Consider the following 26353-nt stretch of genomic DNA (forward strand, 5'->3'; position numbering starts at 1 on the left):
GTTGGGCGAACGGCAGTGAGTATTCGGTAGGCCTTGCCGGCTGGAGCCGGGGATCGGTTACGGCGCCAGCGTGGCCTCGCCAGCCAGCGGTTGTGCCGCTGCCTGAGCCGGTGCGCCCGGCTGCACCGTGATCCGCCCGATATGCGGCGCGACCGTCGCGCCGGGCATCGCCATCTGCGTACCCTGGATGATGATCCGGTCCTTCGGCCCGATCCCGGATCGCACGATGCGCAGGCCATTGACCACCGGCCCCAGTTCAACCGGCTTCGGCGTCACGACGTTCTTCGCATCGACCGTCAGCAGCACCTTGCGCGCCTGATCGGTCTGCACTGCATCATCCGGCACTAGCAGCGCTGAGCGCGTGCCGGCACTGGCCAGGCGCATATTGCCGAACATGCCCGGTGTCAGGAAATATCCCGGATTGGCCAGCACCGCGCGGCCGCGGATCGTGCCGGACCGCTGGTCTAGACCATTGTCGGTAAAGTCCAGCTTGCCCTTCCATCGGTGCTCCGCCTCGTCCTGCAAGCGGATTTCCACCGCTGCCGGTGCGGCCCCCGGTTGGCGGGCACGCTGCGTCTTCAGATACAGTGCTTCGGACCCATCAAAGGTAAAGTAGATCGGGTCTAGCGCGTTGATCGTCGTCAGTACCGTGCCGCCAGTGCCTTCTCCGCCCGCGACCTGATTGCCCGCATCGACACGCCGGTCGGATATACGGCCACCGATCGGCGCGCGCACCTGGGCGAACGACACGTCGAGCGCCCGCACCCGAACACGCGCATTGGCCGCGGCCAGCGCCGCGCTTGCCGCCTGTACCCGACCGCGCAAGGCATCGACCTCGCCGGCGGACACCGCCTCGTCCGCGACGAGGCGTTCCGCCCGGCCTAGGTCGGTGCGGGCCAGCGTCAGCGCGCTGGCGGCGCTAGCCGCATTGGCGCGTGCTTCGGCGAGCGATGCGGCGAATGGTCGTGAATCGATCGTGAAGAGCAACTGCCCCTTACTCACGATCTCGCCATCACGGAAATGGATGCCTGTCACTTCGCCGGCCACGCGTGGTCGAATCTCGACCGTCCGGCTGGGGGCGAAGCGGCCGACATAATCGTCCCATTCACTGACCTGTCGCACCAATGGCGACGCGACTGTGACGGAGGCGGGCGGGGGCGCCGCTATCGCAGCATCGGGCTGGTCGAACAGCTTAACGCCGTCCGCGCCGAGCAGCGCGATCGGCACGAGGATCACCGCGCCGCGCTGCCATGCGGGCCGTCGATGGCGCTCGGCGGGCGGGGACACGGTATCCGTGTCGTTCGCCGCCTCGATCGGGGAAATCATGTTCATGCCGCGATGCTCCGCTGTTCGGCACCGATGCGAATGCCCGTCACGCTGACCACCAGCGTCTCGACCTGTGCCGGGGTAAATCCGGCCGATCGGAATCGCTCGATCTCCGCCATCGGCAGCGCGAAACCCCGCTGCCAGACATACACGGCGAGCCGCCGCAACGCCTCCAGCCGCGGATCAGCAAGGGACGATGTCGTACCAAGCCCAAACAGGCTGCCCATCGCCCGCGAAAGCCGACCGGGCTGGGTCAGGCTGCGCAGCGTATCGCGCCGGGCGAGCGCGATCACGCTCCACTCCAGCGCGGAGAAACCAGCCATGGTCGTGCTCGGAGCAGCCGCCGGACGGCTGGCGACGGGGGCGGCGAACATGTTGTCGAGGTCGAGATAGGCCATGGGAAATTCCCCTTTGTCAGGCAAGCATCAGCCACGACCGACGACGGATCGTCGGTTCTCCGGCCTGTTGCAAAGACGTGCGCAGTCGTCCCCGGCACACCGTTGCGCCGCGCTTCGCCTGCGCGAAATGTGATGACGCCGACCGGTTTTACCGGCGGCGATGGTTCAGGTGATGATCCCGATCATGGATGCTTGTCCCCGTCAGGCCTCATCCGACATAGGATGGAGCTTCGATACCAGTTGGTATATAAACCTGGCGTTCATCTCGTCAACCGGTTTTGTACCGGTCGGTAATTTTATTTGTCATGACGCTCGCTTTTGCCAGCGGCGATGGACGATTGGCCGATCAACCGCCCCGTTTCGACGTCAGCCGCAACAGCCGGCCGCCTGTTCCGTCCTCCAGCAGCCAAAGCGCGCCATCGGGCCCTGCCATGACGGCGCGGATGCGGGCGCCCATGTCCCATCGTTCCGCCTCTCGCGGTGATGCCCCGTCGAACGCGACCCGGATCAACGCCGTGGATGCCAACCCGCCGACGAAGGCCGATCCGCGCCATTGCGGGAACATGTTGCCATTGTAAAATGCCAGACCTGCGGGTGCGATGACCGGGTTCCAGTATAGCGCTGGCTCCTGAAACCCGGCGCCCGCCGTCGATGGCACTATCGGCGTGTCGTCGTAATTTTTGCCATATGACGTGTTCGGCCAACCATAATTCTTGCCGACCTCGATCAGGTTCAACTCGTCTCCACCCCGTGGACCCATCTCGGTTTCCCAAAGCCGCCCCTGAGCATCGAACGCCAGCCCATAGGGATTGCGGTGACCAGTGGTCCACGTTTCAGCAGGCGTCAGGTTCGGGCCGGGGATAGTCGCTGTGCGCGCCGCTGCCTTGGCTGCCGATCCCGAATTTTCGGGCGGATCGATGATCCTGATCGTCGTACCGCCGACCTTGCCCGCGCCGGGATTGCCGGGCGCAGGTTTGCCGTCGAGCGTCAGGCGCAGGATTTTGCCCAGCGCCTGATCCGGGTCCTGGGCGGGGGTGAAGCGCTGCCGCTCGCCCGAGGTCAGGAAAAGATACTGCCCATCCGGAGAAAACGCGATGTATCCACCGAACTGGCCGCCCTGGCCACGGGGCAGTTGTCGCCAGATTACCTGAAGGTTCTGCAACACCGGACGACCACCGACCATGTCGAGCCTGGCGCGGGCGAGCGCCAGTCCATCGCCGCCTTCGCCCGGCTCGGAATAGGTTAGGTATATCTGCCGATCCCGCCCGAAGGTGGGCGAGGTCGCGACGAAGAGCAAACCACCCTGTCCTTCGAAGTGCACGGTGGGCACGCCGCCCACTTCGGTCTTCCCGCCGGCCTGCGTCACGAGCCATAAGTGACCGGGCTTTTCGGTCACCAGCATCGTGCGGTCGGGCAGGAAGGCGAGCGCCCAGGGCGTATCGAACGTCGCCACGGTGCCGATCTTGAACGGTTTGTTCGCGACGGGCTTCGCATTGCCGTAATTCACCGGCGCGTGCGGTGTGGTCGCCGTCGGTTGCGCACTCTGGGGTTGGCCGCAGCCAGCCAGCAGGAACACGGCGATCATGCTAGCCTGAGCGTGACGCAATTCGGAAACCCCCTTGGTACGAACGCGTGCTTTGCATAAGATCGATCGATATGCCAGCGTTGGCATCAACGTCGTTGACTTTCGCTGGCCGGTGATCAAGCAAGATGCCGTTCGTCGCTTCACCGCAGAAAAATGCACGGTGGCTGGTCGATAGGGAGAGAGCGGTGCGCCCAAATCCAATGCGGCACGTAGCAATGGCGTGCGTCATGGCGGTCGGGATGCTCCCCGTCGCGACCTGCGCGCAGGCATTGCAAACCGAAACGATGATGCTGTCCGGCAAAGGGCCGGATGACGCCGTCAATTGGGATTTCCAGATCGGCGGCGGCCGACGCGCGGGGGAAGCCGCGCACATCCCCGTCCCCTCCAATTGGCAGCAGCACGGTTTCGGACGCTATCAATATGGTGAAGAAGGAAGGTCGGGCCAACCCGATCACGGTACCTATCGCCGGCAGTTCACCGTGCCGGCGGCTTGGAAGGGCCGGCGTATTCGGTTGATATTCGATGGCGTGATGACCGACGCGGCGGTGACGGTGAACGGCGTATCTGCCGGGCCGGAGCATCAAGGCGGCTTCTATCGCTTTGGCTTCGACATTACGCCGCTGCTGAAAATCGGGCAGGCGAACACGGTTGAGGTCGTCGTCCACGAAGCATCGGCTAATCCCGACACCAACCGGGCCGAACGGGCGGCGGATTACTGGGTGTTCGGCGGCATCTTCCGTCCGGTCTGGCTGGAGGCCACGCCGTTACAGGCGATCGCCCATACCGCGATCGACGGACGTGCCGATGGAACGCTGACCGCCGATGTCACGCTCGCTGCGCCGCAAGATGTCGCCCGCCTGACCGCGCAAGTGACCGCGCCCGATGGCCGTCCGGTGGGCGCGGCGTTCACTCAAACGATCCCGGCGGGCGGCGGGGGCCGCATCCGGCTGGCCACCCGTATCGCCGATCCGCGTCTGTGGACGGCGGAGACGCCCGCGCTCTACGGCCTGACGCTGACGCTGGTTCAGGGCGATCGCGCGGTCCACCAGACCCATGAACGCTTCGGCTTCCGCACGTTCGAGGTGCGCGCGGGGCAGGGTCTGTTCCTGAACGGACAGCGCATTCTTCTGAAGGGTGTCAACCGCCACAGCTTCCGTCCGGATACCGCACGCACGCTGACCACGAAGGACAATTACGACGACGTCCGCCTGATACGCTCGATGAACATGAACGCGGTGCGAATGTCGCATTATCCGCCCGACGAATCGTTTCTGAAAGCCGCCGACGAACTCGGCCTTTACGTGCTCGACGAACTAAGCGGCTGGCAGCACGCGCACGACACGCAGGTCGGGCGGCGGTTGGTGCGCGAGATGATCGAACGCGATGTGAACCATCCCAGCATCCTGTTCTGGGACAATGGTAACGAAGGGGGCTTCAACCTCGACCTCGACGCCGATTACGCGTTGTACGATCCGCAACAGCGGCCCGTCCTGCACCCCTGGGCGATCCATGCCGACGTCGATACCAAACATTACCCGCCCTATGCCGATGTGTTGAAGCGTCTGGACGGTCCCAACATCTTCATGCCAACCGAATTCATGCATGGCTTGTTCGACGGCGGCGGCGGTGCGGGACTCGCGGATTACTGGAAAGCGATCGCGGGTTCGCCCCGCGGTGGCGGTGGCTTCATCTGGGTATTTGCCGATGAAGGAATCGCGCGCACCGACCGCGGCGGCGCGATCGACACATTCAGCACGTTCGCACCCGACGGGATCGTCGGCCCGCGCCACGAACTGGAGCCGAGCGTTGCCACTATCCGCGATCTTTGGTCGCCGGTACAGATCGATCCGCCGACGCTGGACGATCGTTTCACGGGTCTGCTGAACGTTCGCAACGGATACGATTTCACCAGCCTGTCGCAGCTTCGATTCAGTTGGCGGCTGCTCCGCTTTCCCGGCCCTGTCGCAGGCACGGTTGCGGCCGATGTGATCGGCAAGGGCGAGGCGGCTGTCCCTGACATCGCACCACATGCGAGCGGTGGATTACAACTGCGTTTGCCCGCCCGCTGGCAGGAGGCGGACGCGCTGGCTTTGACCGCAATGCGGGACGGGCAGGACATTTGGACCTGGACATGGCCCACGGCACGGCTCGATGCGGCGGTGCCCGTCTTCCCTGCCGGACGATCGGTGGCGCCGTCCGTCGCAAAGGTGGGGGACACGGTCCATCTGAGCGGGGGCGGCGTCGATGCGACGTTCGATCGGATATCAGGATTGCTCCGCGAAGTCCGCCGCGGCGATCGGCGCTACACGCTATCCAACGGCCCTCGCCTTACCTTCGCCCGACCGCGAGACACAGGCGCGCCGAGATGGTTACCGATCGCTGGCGGTGACGATGCTGGTCTGACCCGACGCGTGCCCAACGCGGCACTGGCCAGCGTCGCGGAAGTCGAACTGGATTTTGCGAAGGCCGACAGTTGGGCTGGCTTTGCGCTCGATATCTCGCCCGATGGGCAGCAATGGCGGACGATTTTCAACGGATCGCGCCGCAAGACCGATGGCGAGCGCTACGTATTTCCGCCGCAGATCGTGAAGGCGATCCGCATCCGCGATCCCAAGCGCGCCGATGGACAGGCAGTCGCGGTGAAGGCGGTACGGCTCGGCTATGAACCCGATCGCTTTCCCGCGGCGTCGACGTCGGTGACGATCCAGACCGGTCAGAGCCGCGATCCCAAAACCGGCGCGGAAGAAGCGTGGATCGAGGCACCGGGCGCCGGCGGCCTCGATCGGGTACGCTGGACGATCGATGCGCGTGGCGTGCTTACGCTCGATTATGGCTACCGATTGACCGGGCCGGTTTTGTACCACGGCGTCAGTTTCGATACGCCGTTGGCCGACCTCCACTCCGTCCGGGCGTTGGTGAATGGCGGCGATCCCGTTTGGCGCAACCGGTTGCAGGGCGGCGTGCTGGGTGTCCACGATGTCGCCGGCACGACTGGCGGCTTGCCGAACCCGGCGACGGCGGGATATTTCGCCGGGCTGCGATGGGCGACGTTCAGCGGCAAGAAGGCATCGTGGTCCTTAACGAGTGCTGTTCCCGATCAATATCTGCGAGTGGGTACGCGCCCGAACGATCACCCCTACACGACGGTCGATTTTCCATCGGGCGACATCTCTATCCTAGGCGCGATTCCGGGAATGGGATCGAAATTCATCAAGCCTGAGGACTCCGGTCCGTCCGGACAGCCGACGATCGTCAGCGGCATGCAGCGTGGAAAGCTGATGCTGTCGTTTGCGGATAATCAGTGATTGCGATGGCCGGTCAGACTAGCTCGTTGGTTGTGCCGCGTTCAAAGCTCCTCCGGACACATGGTGCGCGATGGCGCCGGCCGTCGTCCACCAGATGCGCGGATCGGCCGCCTCTCGCAGTCGGGTCAGGACCCGGTCGAGATGCAGCGCCCGGTGCGGCTGTCCCATGATGTACGGATGGAGCGCGATGCCCAGCACCGCTGGCCAGCGATCGCACTCGGCAAGCAATTGCTCGACCGTGTCTTCGATCATGCCGGCGAATGTCGCCGCCTCCTGATGGCGGGCGATGATCGAAGGGATGTCATTGATCTCCTGCGAATAAGGGATTGAGAGAATACCCTTGCCGCTACGCGTTCGCAGTCGCGTCGGCTGATCGTCATGGGCCCAATCGAGAACATAATCGAAGCCGGCCTCCTCAAGCAGATCGAGAGTCCGATGACTTTCCGAAATCCATGGGCCAAGCCAACCGCGCGGGCGAACACCGATCGCGTCGAAATCCTCCAGTGCGCGCGCGATCATGGCCCGCTCTTCGTCCTCGCTCTGGTCGCCTTCGGCTTGGGCGTTAGTGCGGCCATGGGCGGCAATCTCGTCACCGCGGTCGCGGCAGGCCTCGGCTAGACCGGGACACTGCGTAATGATCGCGCTGTTGACGAGCGCCGTCGTCTTGAGTTCCAGCCGGTCGAACATCTCCATGAAGCGCCATGCACCGACCCGGTTGCCATAATCGCGCCAGGCGAAATTCATCACATCCGGGTCCGTCTTGGATGGTGCCAGGGTGGCACCCAACCCGTCGCCGAATGCGAAAACCTCATGGTTGACGTAGAGATAGATCGCCAGGCGACGGCCCTCCGGCCAGGAATAACCGGGACGTCCAACGATCGGCAGATAGTCGTAACGATCGTGATGCGGCAGACCGGTCATCGACGCGACTTCGTGACAGAGAGGACCTGCGCGATGGCTTCTGTCGCACAGTGTTCGTCATTGGCCGCCCCGCCCGAACCGGCAACACCAATGCCGCCGACCACGACACCATCCACGACCAGCGGCACACCGCCACCGAGCAGGAGCAGTTCCGGAACAGTCAGCAGGTTACGCGACGTCGGGTCGGTGGCCGCGCGCTGGGCCAGTGCGGCCGTGGTCGTCTTTGTTGACAGGGCAGTAAATGCCTTACGCTGGGCAGCCGTCGTGTTGTGTGGGCCGATGTCGTCACCACGCTGGAGCGCGATCAGATTGCCGCCGCGATCGACGACGGCCACCACCGCTTCCTTGTTGATCGCGCGGCATGACATAATGGCCGCATCCGCCAGGCGGTTGGCCAAGACCAGCGATATCGTCTTGCGCTCCAGTAGCGGTAAGGCGGACGTCGACGCGGTCAGGGCAAAGGGAAGGAGGAGGATGTTCAACACCGTCACAGGCTTTCGAATGGAAGTAGTGGAATAACGGATCAGGCGATGCCCATCGCGATCAACAGGGCCCAGCCGATGAGGAATGCGAGCACAAGCCATGTCACGACAGCTCCGCCGGCCCTCGGCACATTGGATCGACGCAGGTCCATGCCGATGGGGTGCGCGATCCGGGCGATCACGAAGATGATGGCCGCGGCAGCCAGTGTCGCGCTGGTCCCGCGGGCCAGTTCGATCAGCGCCAGCAGTATGAGGACGAACGGCGCGTATTCGACCAGATTGGCTTGCGCCCGCATCCGTCCGGCCAACAGGTCATCCCCGCCGTCACCGATCAGCACTTCGTCACGCAACCGCATGCGAACTATGCGTAAGGCGAGCCACAGATTGATGGCGCCCAACGCAGCCGCGGCGATCAACGTGACAGGAAGGGTAAGGCCGGACAGGATCAGTTTCCTCGATAGGTCGAATAGCCATAGGGGCTGACGACTACCGGTACATGATAATGACCTGCCTTGTCGGTAACGCGGAACGTCAGGGTGATTTCCGGGAAGAATGGCGTCGCCGATACATCGGGGTAACCCGACATATCGAACTCCAGCTTGTAGATACCGGTGTCGAACGCCTTGCCATCCCCGAAACGGCGCACGCGGCCGTCGGCGTCCGTCGTTGCGGTGCCGACCTGCTGCCATTTGCCGTCCGAGCCGCGCCTGGAGAGGACGACCGGAACAGCCTTCCCGCCGACCCCCCGGGCAAGGTCGAGAACGTGGGTCGAAATATCGGCCGCCGCGGCCGGTGTGGCAGCGGCGGCGACTAACAACGCGAGTGCGATGCTTCTCATGGTCGAAATCCTTGGTAGTTATCGGCGTGTAGAAAAAGCTGATCAATCCGCGATGTCGATGCCGGAATGATCACCCCACGGTTTCTTCGGTTTGCAAAAGTGGCAAATGGCATTTGAGTGGCCCATTTGCGAATGGTATGTTTGAATGACGATCATTCAAGAATAGAATGATGCGATGTTGGACATGAGGTTGCTTCGTACGTTCGTGGCGGTCGCGGACACGGCGAGTTTTACGATCGCCGCCGATCGGCTGAATTCCACGCAATCCACTGTCAGCCAGCATCTCGGGCGGCTGGAAGCGGCGGTGGGTCGGCCGTTGATCGACCGGTCCTCCCGGCCGATCAGACCAACACCCGCAGGCGAGCGACTGCTGGGCTATGCGAAGCGGCTCCTGGCCTTGCAGGACGAGGCGCAGACACTGCTCGCCGATCCATCGGGAACGAGCACGCTACGCATTGGCGTGCCGGACGATATCGTTACATCGGCAATGAGCCGTCGGTTCGCGAAATTCGCCGAACGACATCGGACAATCCGCCTGGACGTGACCACCGGTCTCAGCCGTGATCTGAAGAAAGGATTCCGCGCGGGGGAATTCGACATTGCCATCGTTAAGGAGGTGTTGGCGGACGGCGATACCCGCGCCATTTTCCCCGAGCCACTGCGCTGGTTCGAAGCCAACTCCACCGCCGGCTGGCAGGACCCCATTCCGCTGGTGACGTTCCCGCCAGGCGGGCTTTATCGCGATGTGATGATCGACCGGATAGAGCGCGAACGGCGCCGTTGGTACATCGCGTTCACCGGCAACAGTCTCGGCAGCGTCCTGTCGGCGGTCGAGGCCGGGCTTGGCGTATCCGTCCTACCGATCAGCACTATCGGTACATACGCCGTGCGCCCAAGCGAGGTCTTCTCTGCGGAGACAGCATTGTCGCTCTCGATCTATGCGTGGGAGGTCGGCGGGCCGACCGGCGAGCTTCTTCAGGCGATGACGGACGTGGTCGCTGCCCGATCGAGCGGCGTTGGGACTGTCTGATCCTCATCAGGCGTGACGCTGCCGTCACTCGGTCGTACAATCCCGCGCCTCCGCTTCGGCATGGCAGGTGATCGCCTCGCAAATTTCGTGGGTCGACAGAATGTCTGCGGCAATGGTCGGGTGCTTATCGCGCACGGCCAGCAGGAAATCCGCACACATTGCCTCGAAACCCCGCTGACGGCCAACGGAGGTCCAGTCGCCGCGCCGATGTCGGCATTCCGTGCCCGCCGAGCGGACCGATTCCGCCATGTTGAGCACTGACTGCCTGACCCCACCCCCGATCACGTCCAGCCGTTCCTCGTCTAGCCCGCTATCCCGGTGCATGGTGCCGATGGCGGTATAGCCATCGCCCGCCAGCATCAGGGTCACCGCCTTCAGCAATCCACGCTCTACATGGGTTTCTATCGTGTGGCGCAGCACCGCTGAGGGGGCTAGGAACAGCAGCGTATCAACGACATGGATGAAGTCGTCGAACACCACTCTTCGCGGCGTGTCAGGCTGACGATGCCGATGCTTTTCCATCACGATCAGGTTTGCGCCGGTGTCACGAAGCGCCGCATAATCCGGGGCGAACCGGCGATTGAATCCGACCCTCAACAGTGTCGCATGCCGTTCGGCCAGCGCGACAAGCTGCCGGACTTCAGCAAAATTATCGGCGAGCGGCTTGTCGACGAAGGTGGGGACACGCCGTTCGAGGAGCATCCGGACAAGTGCCGGATGCGCGCTGGTTGCCGCATGAACGAACGCCGCATCGAACGTTGTCGCAGCCAGTGCGTGGTCGATGCTGGCATGCACGTGCTGCACGCGGAACATGCGGCCAACGTCGTGAAGTACCATCTTGTCGCGGGTCGCCAGATGCACTTCCAGTTCCGGAAGCGCCGACAACACCGGGAGATATGCTTTGCGAGCGATATCGCCCAATCCCGTCACTAGCACGCGCATCGCGATCTCCGAACTGTCAGCTTTATCGCTGTCTATCGCAATCGGCGCATCTTGACGTCCACGGAAGCGGTCGGCGGACCAAGTCAAAACCTGATACAGCGCTCACTCGGCACGCATAGTTTAACGGAAAATTCTTTGAGAAGGGCAAATCTCCCACCCGGTATGCGGCATGCAGCCGCAACCGGGTGGGGATCGCCATTCAGAATTTGAAGTTGGCGCCAACGCGCATCGTGCGGCCAACGACGCCGATCTGGTGATAGGTCGGGTTGTAGTTCACGCCGGCATAGTTGCCCGCGTTGAGCGGGGCGTCCTCATCCAGTAGATTGACGACATTGAAGTAGAGGTCGAACTGGTCGTTGACCTTGACGCTGCCGGTCAGGTCTACATTGATGAAGTGCTTGACCCGGCAGTTGAAGGACGGATCGGTGCCCTGATAGGTGCTCGAGGTCTCGCAATCGGTGCCGCCGAACTGGTCCGCCGCGACCGCCTTGTACCCGTCCGTGTAATAGGCGGTGGCGGTCATCGTATAAGCGCCCCATTCGATGCTGTTCTGCCAGTTGCCACGCCACTCCGGCGTGCCGGCACCCGATGAAGTGATATAGGGTGCCTGCGTACCGACATAGTCGTCATAGGCCGCGCCGTCAGATGCCTTGAACTTGTAGTTCAGGATCCACGTTGCCTCGGCACGACTGGTGAACCGGACGTCGTCGGCCGGCTTGAAATTGACCTGGGCGGCGAAATCGATGCCCTGCGTCTTCAATGCTGCCGCATTGGCGAACGGCCCGTTCACAAAAAGCGCACGGCGCGGCGCATTGGGGAACGAAGGGTCGGGGGAGTCCGGCGTGATCGAATATCCGGCAGGTAGCGCGGATCCGGCGTAAAAGGCATCGAGTGCGTCGCTCGACAGCGGCGCAGCGGCAATGATGTTGGTCTTCTTGATGTTGTAATAATCGACCGTGAAGCTAAGCCAGCGGGTCGGCTGCACGACGGTGCCGGCCGTGAAGCTGGTCGACTTCTCCGGATCGAGGTCGGCGTTGCCGATGGTGTTGAAGCCGATGCCGTAGCTGGCGTTGTACGCGCTGCCGCCCGAGCAGGTCGTCTCGTTACCCGTCGCGCCGTGCTGTAACCGCACCGAACAGGGTGCCCGTGCCGATGTGAATCCGACGACCGAACCGCCACGTTCCGCGAAGCTCGGCGCACGGAACCCCTTGGAAAACGTACCGCGCAGGGCGAGCTGGCGGAACGGTGTGAACTTGGCGCCGATCTTCGGCGAGAAATTGCTGAACCCATCCGAATAATGATCGTACCGGCCGGAGCCGTTGATCTCCAGCTTGTCGAAAACGGGGGCGTTCACCTCGAAATAGCCGGAATAGACCTTGCGGTCGCCGACGGCGGTGAACTGGTTCAGGTTGATCGTCTGGCCGTTGGCATTCTGGTTCGGATCATTGACCGCCTCGTACCGGAACGAGCCGCCGACCGCGAGCTGCAGGTTACCACCTGGCAGCGCGAACAGATCCTTGGTGACGACCGCCTGTACCTGGTCGAGCTCGCTGGTCGCATCGGTGATGACCGTCGGTGACAGCGCGGCACGCACCGCGGCGGTGTTGAGGCCGGGATTGACGAAGTTATAGCTGCCGGTCGCAACCGCGGTCCGCAGCGCCGGAAGGTTGATATAGCCGTCCTGCGTGATCTGGAGCCACGACTTGGCGGAGGTCGCGTCGACCGAATAGCCCCAGCCGTCGCCGAACTGGCCGCTGATCCCGGCCTGTGCCCGCAGCACCCGATTGCGATAGGTCGACGACTGCGCGATGTCGCCGAACCGGTAATACAGCGCTGCCGCCTGACCCGTTGCCGCATACGGATTATTGGGGTTCTGCTGGCCATTGGTGAGCAGCGCGGGCAGCACGATGTTCAGCGTGTTCGTCGGGTTCACCGCGCGGATCGACGATGGCGTACCCGATGCAGCGACCTCGTTCTGGAAATAGGAGATCGCGGCATAAGCCTGGGTGTCGTCGTTCAGTTGCAGCGTACCGTGGACGGTGCCGCCATACCGTGTCTGGCGCGGCTGAAGCTGGCCGTAATCGCCCGACAGGTTCTGCTCGCAACCGGTGCCGGCCGTCGCGGTCCGCGTGATGAGGCCGGTCGGGCAACCGGCGTTGTTGAGGACGCGGAAGGGGCCGGTGACGACGCCATTGCCCGACAGGATGTCGCCGGGAATGGTCTGCGTGGTCGGCGCGACGACGGCGGCGATGGTGGCGCCGGGGACCAGGGCGCCGGCGTTGTTGTTGTCGCCGCCAATGGAGCTGAGGTCGGCGGTGTTATAGGGGAAGCCGCGGTCACGATTGTAGATGGCGCTGTCCCGCTGATATTCGCCGGCGATGTATACGTTGAAGCCATCCTGCTTCAGTGAACCATGGCCGATCGCCAACGTCGCGCGCTGCGACCCGCCGTCGCCGCGATCGGTGACGCCGCCTTCGACCGTGCCGTTGACGCCGGTGATCTCTTTCTTGGTAATGATGTTGACGACGCCCGCGATCGCATCCGCGCCGTAGCTGGACGAGGCACCGTCCTTCAGCACCTCGATCCGGTCGATAGTCGCTTGCGGAATCGTGTTCAGATCGACGAACGAGCGCTGACCGTCGTCGGCGAGCGGATAGGCGGCGGTGCGGACGCCGTCGACCAGCGTCAGCGTCGAATTGACGGTCAGGCCGCGCAGCGAAACCGCCGATGAACCCGCGCCGAACCCATTGGAGAAGGCGGTGGGAATGGAGCCTGAGCTGTCCGCCGAAATCGAGCGGACGGCGTCCGAGATGTTGTTGATACCGGCTTTCGCCAGCGTGTCGGCGGTCAACGTCGTCACTGGCGACGGCGTCTCCGTATCAGTGCGCCGGAACAGTGTGCCGGTGACCACGATATCCTGCGCGCCTGCATCGGCCGCATCCTGCGGCTGAGGAGTGGGCTGCGTCGTCGTCGCGTCCTGCGTCGCGGCGGGGGGCGTGGTCACGACGGAGGTGGCTGGCGGCTGCTGGTCGCCGGTCTGCGCCGATGCAATCTGCACCATGCCGCCAAGCCCGGCGACGATCGAAAGCGCTGCTCCGCGAAGCAGCATGGCACGGGTGGAGGTGGAAAGGGACGACATCGGCGACAACCTTCTGCTGATCTTAAGCTCTGGCGATCGCTCACAATTCGAATGAATCGCGGTACGATCACACACACTGGCGATGTGGCGATTGCTCCAATGGTTAACATTCGTAAAGCTAGGGCAGGATGCCAGACCTAGATTTCTCGTCGGCGTAGCAAAAAGGTCACATACCCTGTCGGATATTGCCCTTCGGCTTTCTGTGAGCTGGCGCATTCTACCACGCGAAACGGCAGCGGGTTGTAGCTTCCCGTGAAACACGGCTACGCGTGCCGGTGAACGGTGTGCCGGCAATTGCGTCGATCGCGATGGCGCGCGACAAACGCCGTCGATGGAGGAATTTGATGCGTGTTGCCCTTGCCCTCTTGTTGCTGTCGGCCATGCCGGTTGTTCAGGCTGCGGCGCCGATGCCGATGCAATCCCGGCCGCAGCCGCAGTCCACGGCGGCAGCGGACGCTGCGTTACTCACGTTTCTCGATGCCGCTTACGACCAGCAGCTCGATCTCAGCCCCGAATCGCTGACGCAATTGGGCCTGAAGACGCATTACGACCGGCTGGACGATTACACCGAAGCTGCTGCCGTCCGCGCGCAAACATTGTCCGAGCAGCAGTTGAAGGCGATGCGGGCGCGGTTCCGGCCCGAACAACTGGGCGAGAGTGCGCGCGTCAGTTACCGATTGTTCGAATACGAGGTCAAACGCGGTCGCCAGTCGCTCCAGTTCCGCAAGCTGCGCTTTCCGGTGTCAACCAACGGCAGTCCGGCGGGCGAAATTCCGGTGCTGCTCATCAACAACCACAAGGTCGACACGCTGGCCGATGCGCGGGCCTATATCGCCCGCCTGCGCGACACCGAACGCGTCATGCGTGAGGTCACCGCGACGATGCGCGAGCAGGCGGCGACTGGCATCGTCCCCAACAAGGTGAACTTCGCGCCGGTCCGCGCCGATGCGCGTGCGGTCCTGACCGGGGCACCGTTCGACGGCGGTGCGGATTCGACGGTCATGGCCGATTTCCGCAAGAAGGTGGCGGCGCTGAACGTACCGGCCGCGACCAAGTCTACGCTGTTGCAGGGCGCGAGCGAGGCCCTGACCGGCCCGTTCCGCCGTGGGTACGACTTGTTGTTCGCCGCGCTCGACGCGATCGAGCCGCAATCGAAGGGCAACTTCGGTGCTTGGAGCTTGCCCAACGGCGCCGCCTATTATGCCGACCGGCTCAAGAATTCGACGACGACCGATCTGACCGCCGACCAGATTCACGCGCTCGGCCTGAAGCAGGTAGCCTCGATCCGTCAGGAGATGGAGGCGATCAAGCGTGAGGTAGGGTTTCAGGGGACGCTGGAGCAGTTCTTCGAGAAGATCCGGACCGATCCGCAATTCAAATATCCTAATACCGCGGCCGGTCGCGAACAGTATCTGAGCGACGCGCGCGGTGTGATCGCGTCGGTTATGGCGGCCGCGCCGCGCTATTTCCGGACATTGCCCAAGGCGCCGTTGGAAGTCCGCGCGGTCGAGAAATGGCGCGAGGGCACCGCGTCCACCGCGTTCTACAACCCGCCTTCTGCGGACGGGTCGCGACCCGGCATCTACTACGTGAACCTGGTCGACATGAACCAGACGCAGAAGGTGCAGGTGGCCGGCATCGCCGCGCATGAGGGCGCACCGGGCCACCATTTCCAGATCGCGCGGCAACAGGAACTGACGGGCATTCCTAAGTTCCGCAAGTTCGGCGGCTATGGTGCCTATGTCGAGGGTTGGGGGCTGTATTCGGAGCGGCTTGCCAACGAGATGGGGGTGTACAAGGACCCCTATGCCCGGTTCGGCATGTTGTCGTTGCAGGTCTGGCGGGCGATCCGGCTGGTGCTGGATACCGGTATCCACGCCAAGCGGTGGACGCGCGAACAGTCGATCGCCTATTTCAAGGCGAACAGCTCTGTGTCGGACAAGGACATCGCGCGTGAGGTCGATCGGTATTTCAACTGGCCGGGGCAGGCGACCAGCTACATGGTGGGGCAATTGAAGATTGCCGAACTGCGCGCGCGGGCAAAACGGGAGCTCGGGCCGCGCTTCGACATCCGTGATTTCCACGAAGCGGTCCTCGATCAGGGAGCGTTGCCCCTCGACGTTCTGGACGAGCAGATCGGGCGGTACATCGCGGCGCATCGGCGATAGATGGCGGCGCTAACGGCCGGGGCGGTACGTGCGCTCACTATGACCCTGAAGCTCGTCGGGATAAAAATAGACGGGGCGTAGCTGCCCCTGAGCATAGCGGGCGATCTGGTCGGCGAAGTGAGGCGATGCCGGGTCGCCGCTCTGACCGCCGGCCATCACCGCCATCGCCTTCACGCGCGGCCCGAACTCCACGATCGCGACGAAGCTGTTACCGCTGGTGCCGTAATACCGTTTCGTGCCCGGCCACGGCTTGGCGCCGAACGACGCGAGACTGCCCCACTGTGCCGAGGTAAACGGCACGGGGACGGATGGTCGGGCATCGTCGAAATGCGGTTTGATGGCGTCATCGAGCCGCTGGAAACGGTTGATGTCCTTCCACGGCGTGCGCCAGTCGCCGAAGTCGCGGGTCAGCCGATCGATCGCAGCGGACAACGCGGCGATCTTGGCCTCCGGCGTCACGCGGGTCGCGATGTAATCGGGCACGTTTAACCGCTCTGTCTGCGCGAAGCTGCCGACCTCACGCCACAACTGGTCGCCCCAGAACACGGCGAGACTGGTTGCGACGGAATCATACGCCCAGCGGTGATCCCATTCTTTCAATAAGGTGACGGGCGCCGCGAGGGCGGCCCGCCTTGGGTCGCCAGCGGGCAGCGCCCTCCACGCATCGACGAGTCCGGGGAGCAATTGGGCAAAAGCGGGCAAAAAGGGGTCGAATGCAGCGTTACGCAGGCCATCGGGTGTCCAGCCGCGCTTGTTCGTCAGCAGCAGGTCCGCATGCACTCCGCGCGCATTACCGCCCACCTGATCCATATACCGGGGATAATCGCGGGCTTTGGGACTGTCCGGACCCGCCGCGCTCCATGGCCAGTCGTTGGTGTTGTGCACCCAGCCGGTACGCGGATTGGCGACGCTCGGCAGGCTGGCCAGCGTATGAAGTCCGTGCCAGTCGGTCGCGGGATCGCTGCCATCGACGGGACGGGTATAATCGAACCGGTCGCTGCGCATCGGCATGAACTGCGGCATCAGGAAAGCGATCTCACCCTTGCTATCGGCGAACAGCGTGTCGTTCGACGAGTTTGCTTTCCGCTCCGCGACGGCCGTAAAGCTGGCAAGATCGGTTGCTTTGGTGCGCAGATAGCTTTGTTCAAGGGCGGGGACGGGTTTCCACATCAGCGCGGTGGCGATCCAGCGCCCCGATTTCATGGCGACGATCGGGCCGTGATGCGTGCGATAGGTGGTGAAGCGGCGCTCCCCCATCGTGCCCTCGGCGTTGCGATAGCGCAGCGTGACGGCCCGTGCCGTGACCGGACGATCGGCGCTGCCATAGCGATAGGCATAACCGGGGCCGGCGCGCGTGATCCGTTCCGCGAACTCGTCGATATTGTCGACGGTCGATGACGTATGCATCCAGCCGGCGCTCGGATTGAACCCCTGATAGACGAAGAACTGCCCCCAGGTGCTGGCGCCATAGGCGTTCAGGCCCTCTGCGCTGGTCATCTGCGCCTCGGAGCGGAAATAAAAGCTGGTGTGCGGGTTGATGAGGAGCAGGGCGCGGCCCTTGGCGGTCAGACGTGGGGCGATGGCGATACCGTTCGATCCCGATGGCTCGCGCGGCACCATACCCTGTTCCTCCGGGGTCGGCGGGGTGGGCGTGCCGTAGAATGTCTTCAGGTCGCTGAGCGAGATACGCTCGATATCGCCGCCGATGCTACCCTCGGTAAAACTGAGCGCCATCCACGGCTCGAACCGTTCGATGACCTTCGGTTTGGTTTGCGGGTGCGTCGCCAGATAATAGTTCAGGCCATCTGCCCATGCCTGCATCAGCGTGCGCAGCCAGGCGGGACTGGACGCATATTGCGCCTGCAATTCCGCCGGATCGACGAACAGCCGCTGGCGCAGATCGGCCCAGATCGCGTCCTCACCCTCCGCTTCGGCGGTACGGCCGAGCGCGGTCAGGTAATTGGCCTCGATCCGGGCGAAATCATCTTCCGCCTGCGCGTACATCAACCCGAACACCGCATCGGCATCCGTTTGCCCGTGGACATGCGGGATGCCCCAATCGTCACGGGTGATCATCACGCGATCGGTCTGCGCCTGCCACCGCGCCGCTTCGGACTGCGGAGGACGGGGCGCCGCCGCGAGTAGTGCCGGCAAGGCCAGCAGGATGACCGGTTTGCGTGTGAGCCTGAAGACCCTATCCATCGATGCAGGGTAAGGCGGCAAAGAGGGAAAGACCATGCGTTGGATGGCGATGGGGATGCTGGCGGTCGTGACGACCCTGCTCGGGCCGGCGGGCGCGGTGCCCGCCGCCGAACGGGTGTCGATCCTGTTGAAACCCGCGGGCGTATTCGACGGTGTCGACGGCACGGTGCATGCCGGCTGGCAAGTGCTCGTCACCGGCGACCGGATCGACGCGGTCGGCCCCGACCTGCCGGTGCCCGCGAACACCCGGATCATCGAGCTTGCCGGCGATACGCTGATGCCCGGCATGATCGAGGGGCACGGCCACCTGTTCCTGCATCCGTATGACGAGACAAGCTGGGACGATCAGGTCCTGCACGAACCGCTGGCGCTGCGAACGGCACGGGCGGTGGTGAATGCGCGGGCGACCTTGCTGGCGGGCTTCACCAGCGAGCGTGATCTCGGGACGGAGGGGGCGGGCTATGCCGATGTCGGGTTGAAAGAGGCGATCGACCAGGGGATCGTGGCAGGACCGCGCCTGTCCGTCGCGACACGCGCCATCGTGGCCCTCGGTGCCTATGGTCCCAAGGGGTTCGAGCCAGGCGTCGCCGTGCCGCAGGGGGCAGAGGAAGTGTCCGGCGTCGATCAGATCGTCGCCGCCGTGCGGCGCCGGATCGCCGCCGGCGCCGATTGGGTGAAGCTCTACGCCGACTATCGCTGGCGGCCGGGTGAGGAGAGCCGGGCCACGTTGAGCCTGGACGAGATGACGGCGGCGGTCGCTGCTGCCCATGATGCCGGCCGCCCGGTTGCCGTCCACGCCGCAACGGCCGAAGGGATGCGCCGCGCGATCGCAGCCGGCGTCGATACGATCGAACACGGCTATGGCGGCACACCGGACATCTTCGCGGCGATGGCGGCGAAGAAGATCGCCCTATGTCCGACGCTGGCGGCATCCAACGCGACGTCGCGTTACCGCGGCTGGAACGGCAGCGAGCCGGCGCCGCGCCCGGTCCAGCTCAGCCGTACGAGCCTGCAGATGGCGATCAAGGCCGGTGTGCCGATCTGCATGGGTGGCGACGTCGGTGTATTCGCCCACGGCCAGAACGCGCGCGAGCTGGACCTGCTGGTCGCGGCCGGAATGAGCCCGGCCAAGGTGCTGATCGCGGCGACGTCGGGCAATGCCCGGTGGCTGCACCTTGCCGACAAACTCGGTGCCGTGAAACCCGGCCTGCTCGCCGATCTGATCGCCGTGTCTGCTAATCCGGCTACAGATATCGGCGCGGTTCGCCGCATCCGGATGGTGATGAAGGGCGGGGTCGTAAACTCGTAAACCAGGTTCGCTGCGCTATTTTGCCTGTCGCAGCGTGAATCGCGTGATCTCGGATGGGACACCGAGCCTTAGCGCGAAGCCCGGCCAGAGCCCGGTGCCGTTACTGACGTAGAGCGTCATGCCGCCGACATCGTATCGGCCCGAGACGAATCCCGCATTGCCGCGTGCGACGAGGCGGTCGAGCCCGACGATCATGCCACCATGCGTATGCCCCGACAGTTGAAGCGCAACACCACGCGCTGCGGCATCGGGCGCCCGGCGTGGCTGATGGTCGAGCAGGACGATCGGGGCTTCGGCGGGTGCGTCTTTAAGGGCAAGGCGAAGGTCGGGCGCCGCTTCGCCGACGCTCGGCGCCGACAGATCGGTAACACCGGCGATCACCAATTGACTGCCATCGCGGTCGATGACGGCATGCGTGTTGGGCAACATGCGGAATCCCATCTCCGCCAGGTGCCGCATCCAGTCACGATAGTTGAAGAAATACTCGTGATTGCCCGGAATGGCGTAGACACCGTCCGGCGCGCGCAACTGTCGCAGCGGCTCGACGTCGGCGCGGCGCATCGCGACCGATCCATCGATGAAGTCGCCTGTCACGACGATCACATCGGCGCCGGCCATGTTGGCGCGATCGACGACGGCCAGCGCCCATCGGGCGGGGAACAGGCGGCTGATGTGGAGATCGGTGAGCTGCACCATGCGATATCCGTCGAACGCGGCAGGAAGGCCACGGATCGCGACGGTCACGTCCCTGACCGGTGGCACGCGGAGCGCATTGCCGACCCCGATCGCAGCCAACAGCGCCGCCAGCGTCGCGGCGGCATAGCGGAGCGGCGTCGGCTGCCCAACGCTGTGCTGTCGAAACAGCATCGTCAGCAGCGTGCCGACATCGAGGACCAACTGAAAGACGGCGAGCAGGACAAGCGCACCGAACGCCCAGTTGAACAGGATGACAACCACGCGCGGAAACTCTGGTGCGAACACGGAGCCCGACGACAGCCGGCTCCACAGATGGAACTGGGACGCGGCGAGCATCAGCAGCGCGGTCAGCACCTTGGCCGATAGCGGAAGCGGGAGCGGCCAAAGCCAGCGGGCGATGACGACGAGCGCCGGTACGGCGAAAACGAGGTTGAAGATGATGCGGCTCCCGGTATCGCGCGTGATGTCGGCTGTAACGAGGTGCACGTCGCGAATGTCCGCTGCGATCGTGTTTCGGCGGAAGTCCGGGCGCCTCTGCCGCTGGCCGTTCCATTATCCTCTGCGGTCCCCATCTGGGCAGGATGCATGAAGAACTCAATCGCCTCGGGCTGATCGATGACGAAGAGATGGACCTCGACGATGCCGCCTTGACGCTGGCACTCCTCGATCATCCCGATACGGATATCGCGCCCTATCACGATCTGTTGGACGAGCTCGAACTGCAACTCGATCTAGTCGGCGCCGATGCCGGGACACCCGCCGAGCGGGCCGATGCCCTCGCTGCCGTGCTCGCCGGCGAATTTGGTTTCGCGGGCGACGCAGAAACCTATGACGACCCAGCCAACGCCGATCTCATCCGCGTTCTGGATCGCCGTCGCGGGTTGCCGGTCAGCCTGTCGATCCTCTGGGTGGCGATGGCCCGGCGACTTGGCTGGCGTGCCGACGTGCTCGACGTTCCCGGTCATGTCCTCGTCGTCGTCGGCGCGGAGGCGGCGCCGGTGATCGTCGATCCGTTTGCCGGCGGCGTGCGCGTCGGCGCCGAACAACTGGCGGCCCTGGTCGAAGCGTCCGCCGGTGCCGGCCGCGCGGTGGCGCATGTTGCGGCGATGCCGAACCGGGCCGTGCTCGTCCGCCTCCTCCAGAATCAAGCATCGCGCGCCGAACAAGCAGGGAAGGGGCGACGCGCGCTCGAACTCTATATTCGCATGACGACGATGGCGCCGGCCTATCCGCATGCGTGGTGGGAGCGCGCCCGGCTCGAACTCGTCGATGATCAGATCGCGGCGGCGCGGGCCAGTCTCGGCGCCATGCTGGAGATCACGCGCGATCCGGATTTGCGTCGGCGCGTGATTACCATGCTCGACGCGCTGACAAGCTGATTGAACGGATCGGCGCTCTCCATATATTCAGCCACTTACCAGTTTCGTCCGCGCAAATCCGTCCGGTCGATTACCGAAAACTCAGGGCGGTTGATGTCACTGTCACTCGATCGCACGAAGCCTTGCAAACGATTGCGATACCAATTATGCCTCAGCGCGTAATGTCCGCAAACAGGCCGGGCGTGCATGGGGGGAGGGGGCGATGATGCACCGTTGGGCGTTTTCGACACTGGTGGGTTCGATGGTGTCGGCAACACCCGTAGCGGCGCAGGAATGGCGATCGGTCCGATCCCCTGATGGCCGCATCGTCGTCGATCTGGCGGTGGACAAAGGTGAAGCCATCTATCGCGCGTCGTTCAAGGGGCGATCGATCCTCGATCGGTCTAAACTGGGATTCCGATTCAAGGACGCCGCGCCCCTCGATGCGGGCTTCCGCATCCTGAAGGCGCACCCGTTGACGCATGACGCCGCCTGGCAACAGCCATGGGGCGAACGGCGCCAGATGCGGGAGCGGTACAACGGCCTCGCCATCACGCTGGCGGCGGCCGACGGCCGTGCGCTGGGTGTCGAGTTCCGCGTGTTCGATGATGGTTTCGGCTTCCGCTACACGCTCCCCGGCAAGGCCGGTGACCGCTTGGTCGTCAGTGACGAGGCGACCGAATTCCATTTCGCACAGAATTATCGCGCCTGGTCGATCCCCGCCTATCGCGAGAAATACAGCGAGTATGAGTATAGCCGCTCGGCACTGTCGGCGATCCAGACCGCCCAGACGCCGCTGACGCTGGAAGGAGACGGCGTCGCGCTCGCGGTTCACGAGGCAGCACTGGTCGATTTTCCATCCATGAACCTGCGCATGCCCGACGAGAACAGCCGCACCTTGAAGGCCGATCTGTCACCCTGGTCGAACGGCGATCGCGCGCGCGTGCATGGCGGGCAGGCGACCCCGTGGCGGGTGGTGATGGTGGCCGATGACGCCGCGCATCTGGCGGACTCGACGATCATCCTGAATTTGAACGAGCCCAACCGGCTGGGTGACGTCACATGGGCGGTGCCGCAGAAATATATCGGCATCTTCTGGGCTATGCACACCGGCCTGCTGACCTGGGAGCCCGGTCCGAAGCTGGGCGCGACGACCGACCGCACCAAGCAATATATCGATTGGGCGGCGGCGCATGGTATCAAAGGCGTGCTGGTCGAGGGCTGGAACGTCGGCTGGGATGTGCCTGAATGGTGGAAGAACGGCCATTCGCGATTCTTTCTCGACCGCGCACAGCCGGCATTCGATATGCCCGCCGTCTCCGCCTATGCGAAGGCGAAGGGTGTGAACCTGATCGGACATCACGAAACCGGCGGCCAGGTGAAGGATTATCTGGCGCAGTTGGAACCGGCGCTCGATTATTATGATCGCTATGGCGTGCGATCGATCAAGCTCGGTTATGTCGGGACGAAGCTCGACCTGATCGAATGGCCGGACAGCCAATACGCCGTCGAGGCTTTCCAGAAAGTGGTGGAGACCAGCGCCCGTCACCGGATCGCGATCTTCCCGCACGAACCGGTCAAGGACACCGGCCTGCGCCGCACCTGGCCCAATCTGATGAGCCGTGAAGGCGCGCGTGGTCAGGAATATAATGGTGGCAGCCCCGATACCGGCAACGCGCCTGACCATACGACCATCCTGCCGTTCACGCGGTTACTGTCCGGGCCGTTCGACTACACGCCGGGCGTATTCCATTTCGATTACCGCACGACGCGGCCGAACAATCGCGTGCCCTCCACGCTCGCCAATCAACTGGCACTGTACGTTGTGCTGTACAGCCCGGTGCAGATGGCGGTCGATCTGCCGGAACATTATGACGAGCATCCCGATGCGTTTCGATTCATCCGTGATGTGCCGACCGACTGGGAACAGTCGCGGACGTTGCAGGGCCGGATCGGCGATTACGCCGTCGTCGCCCGGCAGGATCGCGCCGGCCCGGACTGGTATCTGGGTGCGATCACCAACGGCGATGCCCGCACGCTGAAGGTGCCGCTCGACTTTCTGACGAAGGGTCGTCGATACGAGGCGCAGATCTATGCCGACGGTCCGGGTGCCGACTGGCGCACCGCGCCTGAGCGGATCGCCATCAGCCGCCGCACTGTGACCGCCGCCGACGCGCTCGATCTGGCGCTCGCGCCGGGCGGTGGACAGGCGATCCGGTTCAGGGCGCTCGACTAACGATCGCCCCGAGCGGCACCGACGTTGACGGCGATAATCATTCGCAATAGTGGTGGATGTGCTCCCCGTTGCCGTCGCAATCCCCGCCTGCTCGGTCACGCTTTCAAGGGCCTCCGTCATGTTGATCGCCATCCCCGATGTGTTGTCGCCCGACGAACTGACGCGGGTACGCGCGCTGCTCGGCGCCGCCGACTGGATCGACGGTAACGCCACCTCCGGCGCGCAATCGGCGTTGGCCAAGCGCAACGAGCAATTGCCGGAAGGATCGCCAGCGGCGCAGGCGGCGGGCGGTATCGTGCTCGACGCGCTCGGCCGCTCGCCGCTGTTCATCGCCGCCGCCCTGCCGCTGAAGGTCTTCCCGCCGCTGTTCAACCGGTACGGCGACGGCCACAGCTTCGGCACGCATGTCGACAACGCAATCAGGATGCAGCGCGGCAGCGATTTCCGTATCCGCAGCGACTTGTCGGCGACGATCTTCCTTGCCGATCCCGACAGCTATGACGGTGGCGAACTGGTGGTTGAGGAGCAATTCGGCGATCAGCGGGTGAAGCTGCCCGCTGGTCACATGGTCCTCTATTCGGCGTCCAGCCTGCACCACGTCACGCCGGTCACGCGTGGGCGGCGCGTGGCGTCGTTCTTTTGGATACAATCGATGGTCCGCGACGATGGCGAACGCCGTCTGCTATTCGAACTGGATCAGGCGGTGCAGGATGTCGCCGGTCGCCACGGCCATGCCGATCCGGCGGCAATCCGGCTGACCGGCGTCTATCACAATCTGCTGCGTCGCTGGGGCGATGCTTAGCGCGGCGGCCGACCCGATCCATGACTAGGCGAACCGGCGATTATCCCGTATCGCTCCAGTCACCTACGGCGCACCGTGCTAAGGGTGAACGAGGGGACCATCGCTTGTCGTCAGAGGATATACTGCCCGCACTCGCCCTGACGGGTATCAAGGGGCTGGACGACATTCTGAACGGCGGCCTGACGCCGGACCGGATGTACCTGGTCGAAGGAACGCCGGGCACGGGCAAGACGACGCTCGGGCTGGGCTTCCTGCTCGCGGGCGCGGACGTGGGCGATACCGGCCTCTACATCACGCTCGCCGAAACCGAGGTCGAACTCCGCGCCGTCGCGCGCACCCATGGCTGGTCACTCGATGCCCTGACCCTGTTCGAGATGGTGCCGGTCGACGGCCTCGGCGAGGATCAGGAACAGACGCTACTCCACCCCAGCGAGGTCGAACTGGGAGAGACGATCCGTGACATGATGGCCAAGGTCGATGAATTGCGCCCGACGCGCGTCGTGATCGACAGTCTGTCCGAACTGCGGCTGCTGGCGCAAAGCCCGATCCGCTATCGCCGCCAGATCCTCGCCTTGAAGCACTTCTTTTCGACCCGGCAATGCACCGTCCTGTTCCTCGACGACAAGAGCGCGACCGGCAGCGACCTGCAATTGCACAGCATCGCGCACGGCGTGATCGCCCTCGAACAGGTGCTGTCCGGGTTCGGCGCGCAACGCCGACGCCTGCACGTCGTAAAGATGCGCGGCGTGCGTTTCCGTGGCGGCTATCATGATTTCGAGATCGAGCGCGGTGGCCTGTGCGTCTTTCCACGACTGGTCGCGGCCGAGCATGAGACGCACAAAGCGGGCAGCGCGGTATCCACCGGATCGTCGGAACTGGACGCGCTGCTGGGTGGCGGGCTGGTGCCGGGGACGGCGACGCTGCTGACCGGGCCGGCGGGCGTCGGCAAGACGACCGCGGCGGTCCAGTGCATGGTCGCCGCCCTGAAACGCGGTGAAAAGGCCGCCTATTTCCTGTTCGACGAACGTCTGCCGACGCTGCTGACCCGCAGTGCCGCGCTCGGCATGGATCTGCAGCCCTTCCTGGATGACGGCACGCTATCGATCCGGGCGATCGATCCGGCGGAGATGTCGCCCGGTCAGTTCGCCGGTGCGCTCCAGGCGGCCGTCGAGGAGGATGACGCCCGCGTCGTCATCATCGACAGTCTGAACGCCTATCTGCAATCGATGCCCAACGAACAGTTCCTGGTGCTTCAGATGCACGAGATGCTGACCTATCTGGGGCAGAAAGGCGTCGTCAGTCTGCTGATCCTGGGGCTGCACGGGGTGATGGGCGATATCCGGGCGGACATCGATTTAAGCTACCTGTCCGATACCGTCGTGCAATTGCGTTATTTCGAGGCGAACGGCGAAGTGCGGCAGGCTATTTCCGTCATCAAGACCCGCACCGCCCGGCACGAACGGGCGATCCGCGAATTTCAGATTGGCAGTAATGGGTTGCAGGTCGGCCCGCCTTTGCGCAACTTCCAGGGCGTGCTGACTGGCGTTCCCACCTTCTCCGGCGAGGGTAAGACATTGATGGCAAGCCGCATGGGCACGCTGGACGCGCATGGATAG

Annotated in this window: 19 protein-coding genes; 8 read left to right on the plus strand and 11 right to left on the minus strand. The window is 64.1% G+C overall.

The window, feature by feature from the left end; all coding sequences use genetic code 11:
* Positions 1-57: 57 nt before the first annotated feature.
* The 3 genes from ASG67_RS02055 to ASG67_RS02065 form a co-directional block, all read right to left on the minus strand.
* The gene (locus tag ASG67_RS02055; RefSeq protein WP_056524549.1) at positions 58-1332 is read right to left on the minus strand and encodes an efflux RND transporter periplasmic adaptor subunit; all 1275 of its coding nucleotides are present in this window, start codon (positions 1330-1332) and stop codon (positions 58-60) included.
* The gene (locus ASG67_RS02060) at positions 1329-1724 is read right to left on the minus strand and encodes a hypothetical protein (RefSeq protein WP_056524552.1); all 396 of its coding nucleotides are present in this window, start codon (positions 1722-1724) and stop codon (positions 1329-1331) included. Before ASG67_RS02060 ends, ASG67_RS02055 begins: the two co-directional genes overlap by 4 nt.
* Before the next feature lie 346 nt (positions 1725-2070).
* Positions 2071-3309 carry a PQQ-dependent sugar dehydrogenase gene (locus ASG67_RS02065; RefSeq protein WP_082543244.1) on the minus strand — a complete coding sequence of 413 codons (1239 nt, stop codon included), beginning with the start codon at positions 3307-3309 and terminating at the stop codon, positions 2071-2073.
* Between the two features lie 227 nt (positions 3310-3536).
* On the opposite strand from ASG67_RS02065, the gene ASG67_RS02070 reads away from it, so the two are divergent.
* Complete coding sequence (locus ASG67_RS02070; RefSeq protein ID WP_200940695.1) at positions 3537-6614, plus strand: glycoside hydrolase family 2 protein; 3078 nt, start codon at positions 3537-3539, stop codon at positions 6612-6614.
* Between the two features lie 18 nt (positions 6615-6632).
* Here the strand turns inward: ASG67_RS02070 and ASG67_RS02075 are convergent, their stop codons facing one another.
* The 4 genes from ASG67_RS02075 to uraH are packed head-to-tail and all read right to left on the minus strand — an operon-like array spanning position 6633 to position 8855.
* Entirely contained in the window at positions 6633-7535 is a 903-nt protein-coding gene (locus ASG67_RS02075; protein ID WP_056524557.1) for a polysaccharide deacetylase family protein, read from the minus strand.
* Positions 7532-8026, minus strand: coding sequence for a GlcG/HbpS family heme-binding protein (locus ASG67_RS02080; protein ID WP_235535002.1), 495 nt, complete (start codon positions 8024-8026; stop codon positions 7532-7534). Before ASG67_RS02080 ends, ASG67_RS02075 begins: the two co-directional genes overlap by 4 nt.
* A 32-nt stretch (positions 8027-8058) precedes the next feature.
* Entirely contained in the window at positions 8059-8433 is a 375-nt protein-coding gene (locus ASG67_RS02085) for an MAPEG family protein (protein ID WP_268796269.1), read from the minus strand.
* 29 nt (positions 8434-8462) lie between these two features.
* Positions 8463-8855 (minus strand): hydroxyisourate hydrolase, encoded by a 393-nt coding sequence (gene uraH / locus ASG67_RS02090; RefSeq protein WP_056524560.1) that lies wholly within the window; start codon positions 8853-8855, stop codon positions 8463-8465.
* Between the two features lie 184 nt (positions 8856-9039).
* Between uraH and ASG67_RS02095 the strand changes: the two genes are divergently transcribed.
* Positions 9040-9885, plus strand: a complete 846-nt coding sequence (locus ASG67_RS02095; protein ID WP_235535004.1) for a LysR family transcriptional regulator — start codon at positions 9040-9042, stop codon at positions 9883-9885.
* A gap of 24 nt (positions 9886-9909) precedes the next feature.
* Here ASG67_RS02095 and ASG67_RS02100 read toward each other — a convergent pair whose 3' ends face one another.
* Positions 9910-10914, minus strand: a complete 1005-nt coding sequence (locus tag ASG67_RS02100) for a Gfo/Idh/MocA family protein (RefSeq protein ID WP_235535005.1) — start codon at positions 10912-10914, stop codon at positions 9910-9912.
* 112 nt (positions 10915-11026) lie between these two features.
* Entirely contained in the window at positions 11027-13966 is a 2940-nt protein-coding gene (locus ASG67_RS02105) for a TonB-dependent receptor plug domain-containing protein (protein ID WP_235535006.1), read from the minus strand.
* Positions 13967-14310: 344 nt separating this feature from the next.
* On the opposite strand from ASG67_RS02105, the gene ASG67_RS02110 reads away from it, so the two are divergent.
* Positions 14311-16134: a DUF885 domain-containing protein gene (locus ASG67_RS02110; RefSeq protein WP_056526294.1), complete on the plus strand. Its 1824-nt coding sequence runs from the start codon at positions 14311-14313 to the stop codon at positions 16132-16134.
* Between the two features lie 9 nt (positions 16135-16143).
* On the opposite strand, the gene ASG67_RS02115 is transcribed toward ASG67_RS02110, so the two are convergent.
* Positions 16144-18336 carry a penicillin acylase family protein gene (locus ASG67_RS02115; protein WP_056524573.1) on the minus strand — a complete coding sequence of 731 codons (2193 nt, stop codon included), beginning with the start codon at positions 18334-18336 and terminating at the stop codon, positions 16144-16146.
* A 43-nt stretch (positions 18337-18379) separates the two neighbouring features.
* Here ASG67_RS02115 and ASG67_RS02120 point away from each other — a divergent pair, with 43 nt between their 5' ends.
* Entirely contained in the window at positions 18380-19645 is a 1266-nt protein-coding gene (locus ASG67_RS02120) for a metal-dependent hydrolase family protein (protein ID WP_082543308.1), read from the plus strand.
* A gap of 15 nt (positions 19646-19660) precedes the next feature.
* Here the strand turns inward: ASG67_RS02120 and ASG67_RS02125 are convergent, their stop codons facing one another.
* On the minus strand, positions 19661-20827 hold the full coding sequence (locus tag ASG67_RS02125; RefSeq protein ID WP_235535007.1) for a metallophosphoesterase: 1167 nt from the start codon (positions 20825-20827) through the stop codon (positions 19661-19663).
* 95 nt (positions 20828-20922) lie between these two features.
* On the opposite strand from ASG67_RS02125, the gene ASG67_RS02130 reads away from it, so the two are divergent.
* The 4 genes from ASG67_RS02130 (at position 20923) to ASG67_RS02145 (ending at position 26353) form a co-directional block, all read left to right on the plus strand.
* Complete coding sequence (locus ASG67_RS02130) at positions 20923-21720, plus strand: SirB1 family protein (protein WP_056524578.1); 798 nt, start codon at positions 20923-20925, stop codon at positions 21718-21720.
* Positions 21721-21922: 202 nt separating this feature from the next.
* Positions 21923-23935 (plus strand): glycoside hydrolase family 97 protein, encoded by a 2013-nt coding sequence (locus tag ASG67_RS02135; RefSeq protein WP_200940696.1) that lies wholly within the window; start codon positions 21923-21925, stop codon positions 23933-23935.
* 118 nt (positions 23936-24053) lie between these two features.
* Positions 24054-24737: a Fe2+-dependent dioxygenase gene (locus ASG67_RS02140; RefSeq protein ID WP_056524583.1), complete on the plus strand. Its 684-nt coding sequence runs from the start codon at positions 24054-24056 to the stop codon at positions 24735-24737.
* A gap of 104 nt (positions 24738-24841) precedes the next feature.
* The gene (locus ASG67_RS02145) at positions 24842-26353 is read left to right on the plus strand and encodes an ATPase domain-containing protein (RefSeq protein ID WP_056524585.1); all 1512 of its coding nucleotides are present in this window, start codon (positions 24842-24844) and stop codon (positions 26351-26353) included.

This window comes from Sphingomonas sp. Leaf339 (assembly GCF_001426195.1).
GTDB lineage: Bacteria > Pseudomonadota > Alphaproteobacteria > Sphingomonadales > Sphingomonadaceae > Sphingomonas.

Excerpts from the sequence above, each read along its gene's own strand:
- ASG67_RS02055 (WP_056524549.1), bottom strand. The coding sequence starts at position 1,332 with ATGAACATGATTTCCCCGATCGAGGCGGCGAACGACACGGATACCGTG.
- ASG67_RS02060 (WP_056524552.1), bottom strand. The coding sequence starts at position 1,724 with ATGGCCTATCTCGACCTCGACAACATGTTCGCCGCCCCCGTCGCCAGC.
- ASG67_RS02065 (WP_082543244.1), bottom strand. The coding sequence starts at position 3,309 with ATGATCGCCGTGTTCCTGCTGGCTGGCTGCGGCCAACCCCAGAGTGCG.
- ASG67_RS02070 (WP_200940695.1), top strand. The coding sequence starts at position 3,537 with ATGGCGGTCGGGATGCTCCCCGTCGCGACCTGCGCGCAGGCATTGCAA.
- ASG67_RS02075 (WP_056524557.1), bottom strand. The coding sequence starts at position 7,535 with ATGACCGGTCTGCCGCATCACGATCGTTACGACTATCTGCCGATCGTT.
- uraH (WP_056524560.1), bottom strand. The coding sequence starts at position 8,855 with ATGAGAAGCATCGCACTCGCGTTGTTAGTCGCCGCCGCTGCCACACCG.
- ASG67_RS02095 (WP_235535004.1), top strand. The coding sequence starts at position 9,040 with ATGAGGTTGCTTCGTACGTTCGTGGCGGTCGCGGACACGGCGAGTTTT.
- ASG67_RS02105 (WP_235535006.1), bottom strand. The coding sequence starts at position 13,966 with ATGTCGTCCCTTTCCACCTCCACCCGTGCCATGCTGCTTCGCGGAGCA.
- ASG67_RS02110 (WP_056526294.1), top strand. The coding sequence starts at position 14,311 with ATGCGTGTTGCCCTTGCCCTCTTGTTGCTGTCGGCCATGCCGGTTGTT.
- ASG67_RS02115 (WP_056524573.1), bottom strand. The coding sequence starts at position 18,336 with ATGGATAGGGTCTTCAGGCTCACACGCAAACCGGTCATCCTGCTGGCC.
- ASG67_RS02120 (WP_082543308.1), top strand. The coding sequence starts at position 18,380 with ATGGCGATGGGGATGCTGGCGGTCGTGACGACCCTGCTCGGGCCGGCG.
- ASG67_RS02130 (WP_056524578.1), top strand. The coding sequence starts at position 20,923 with ATGCATGAAGAACTCAATCGCCTCGGGCTGATCGATGACGAAGAGATG.
- ASG67_RS02135 (WP_200940696.1), top strand. The coding sequence starts at position 21,923 with ATGATGCACCGTTGGGCGTTTTCGACACTGGTGGGTTCGATGGTGTCG.
- ASG67_RS02140 (WP_056524583.1), top strand. The coding sequence starts at position 24,054 with ATGTTGATCGCCATCCCCGATGTGTTGTCGCCCGACGAACTGACGCGG.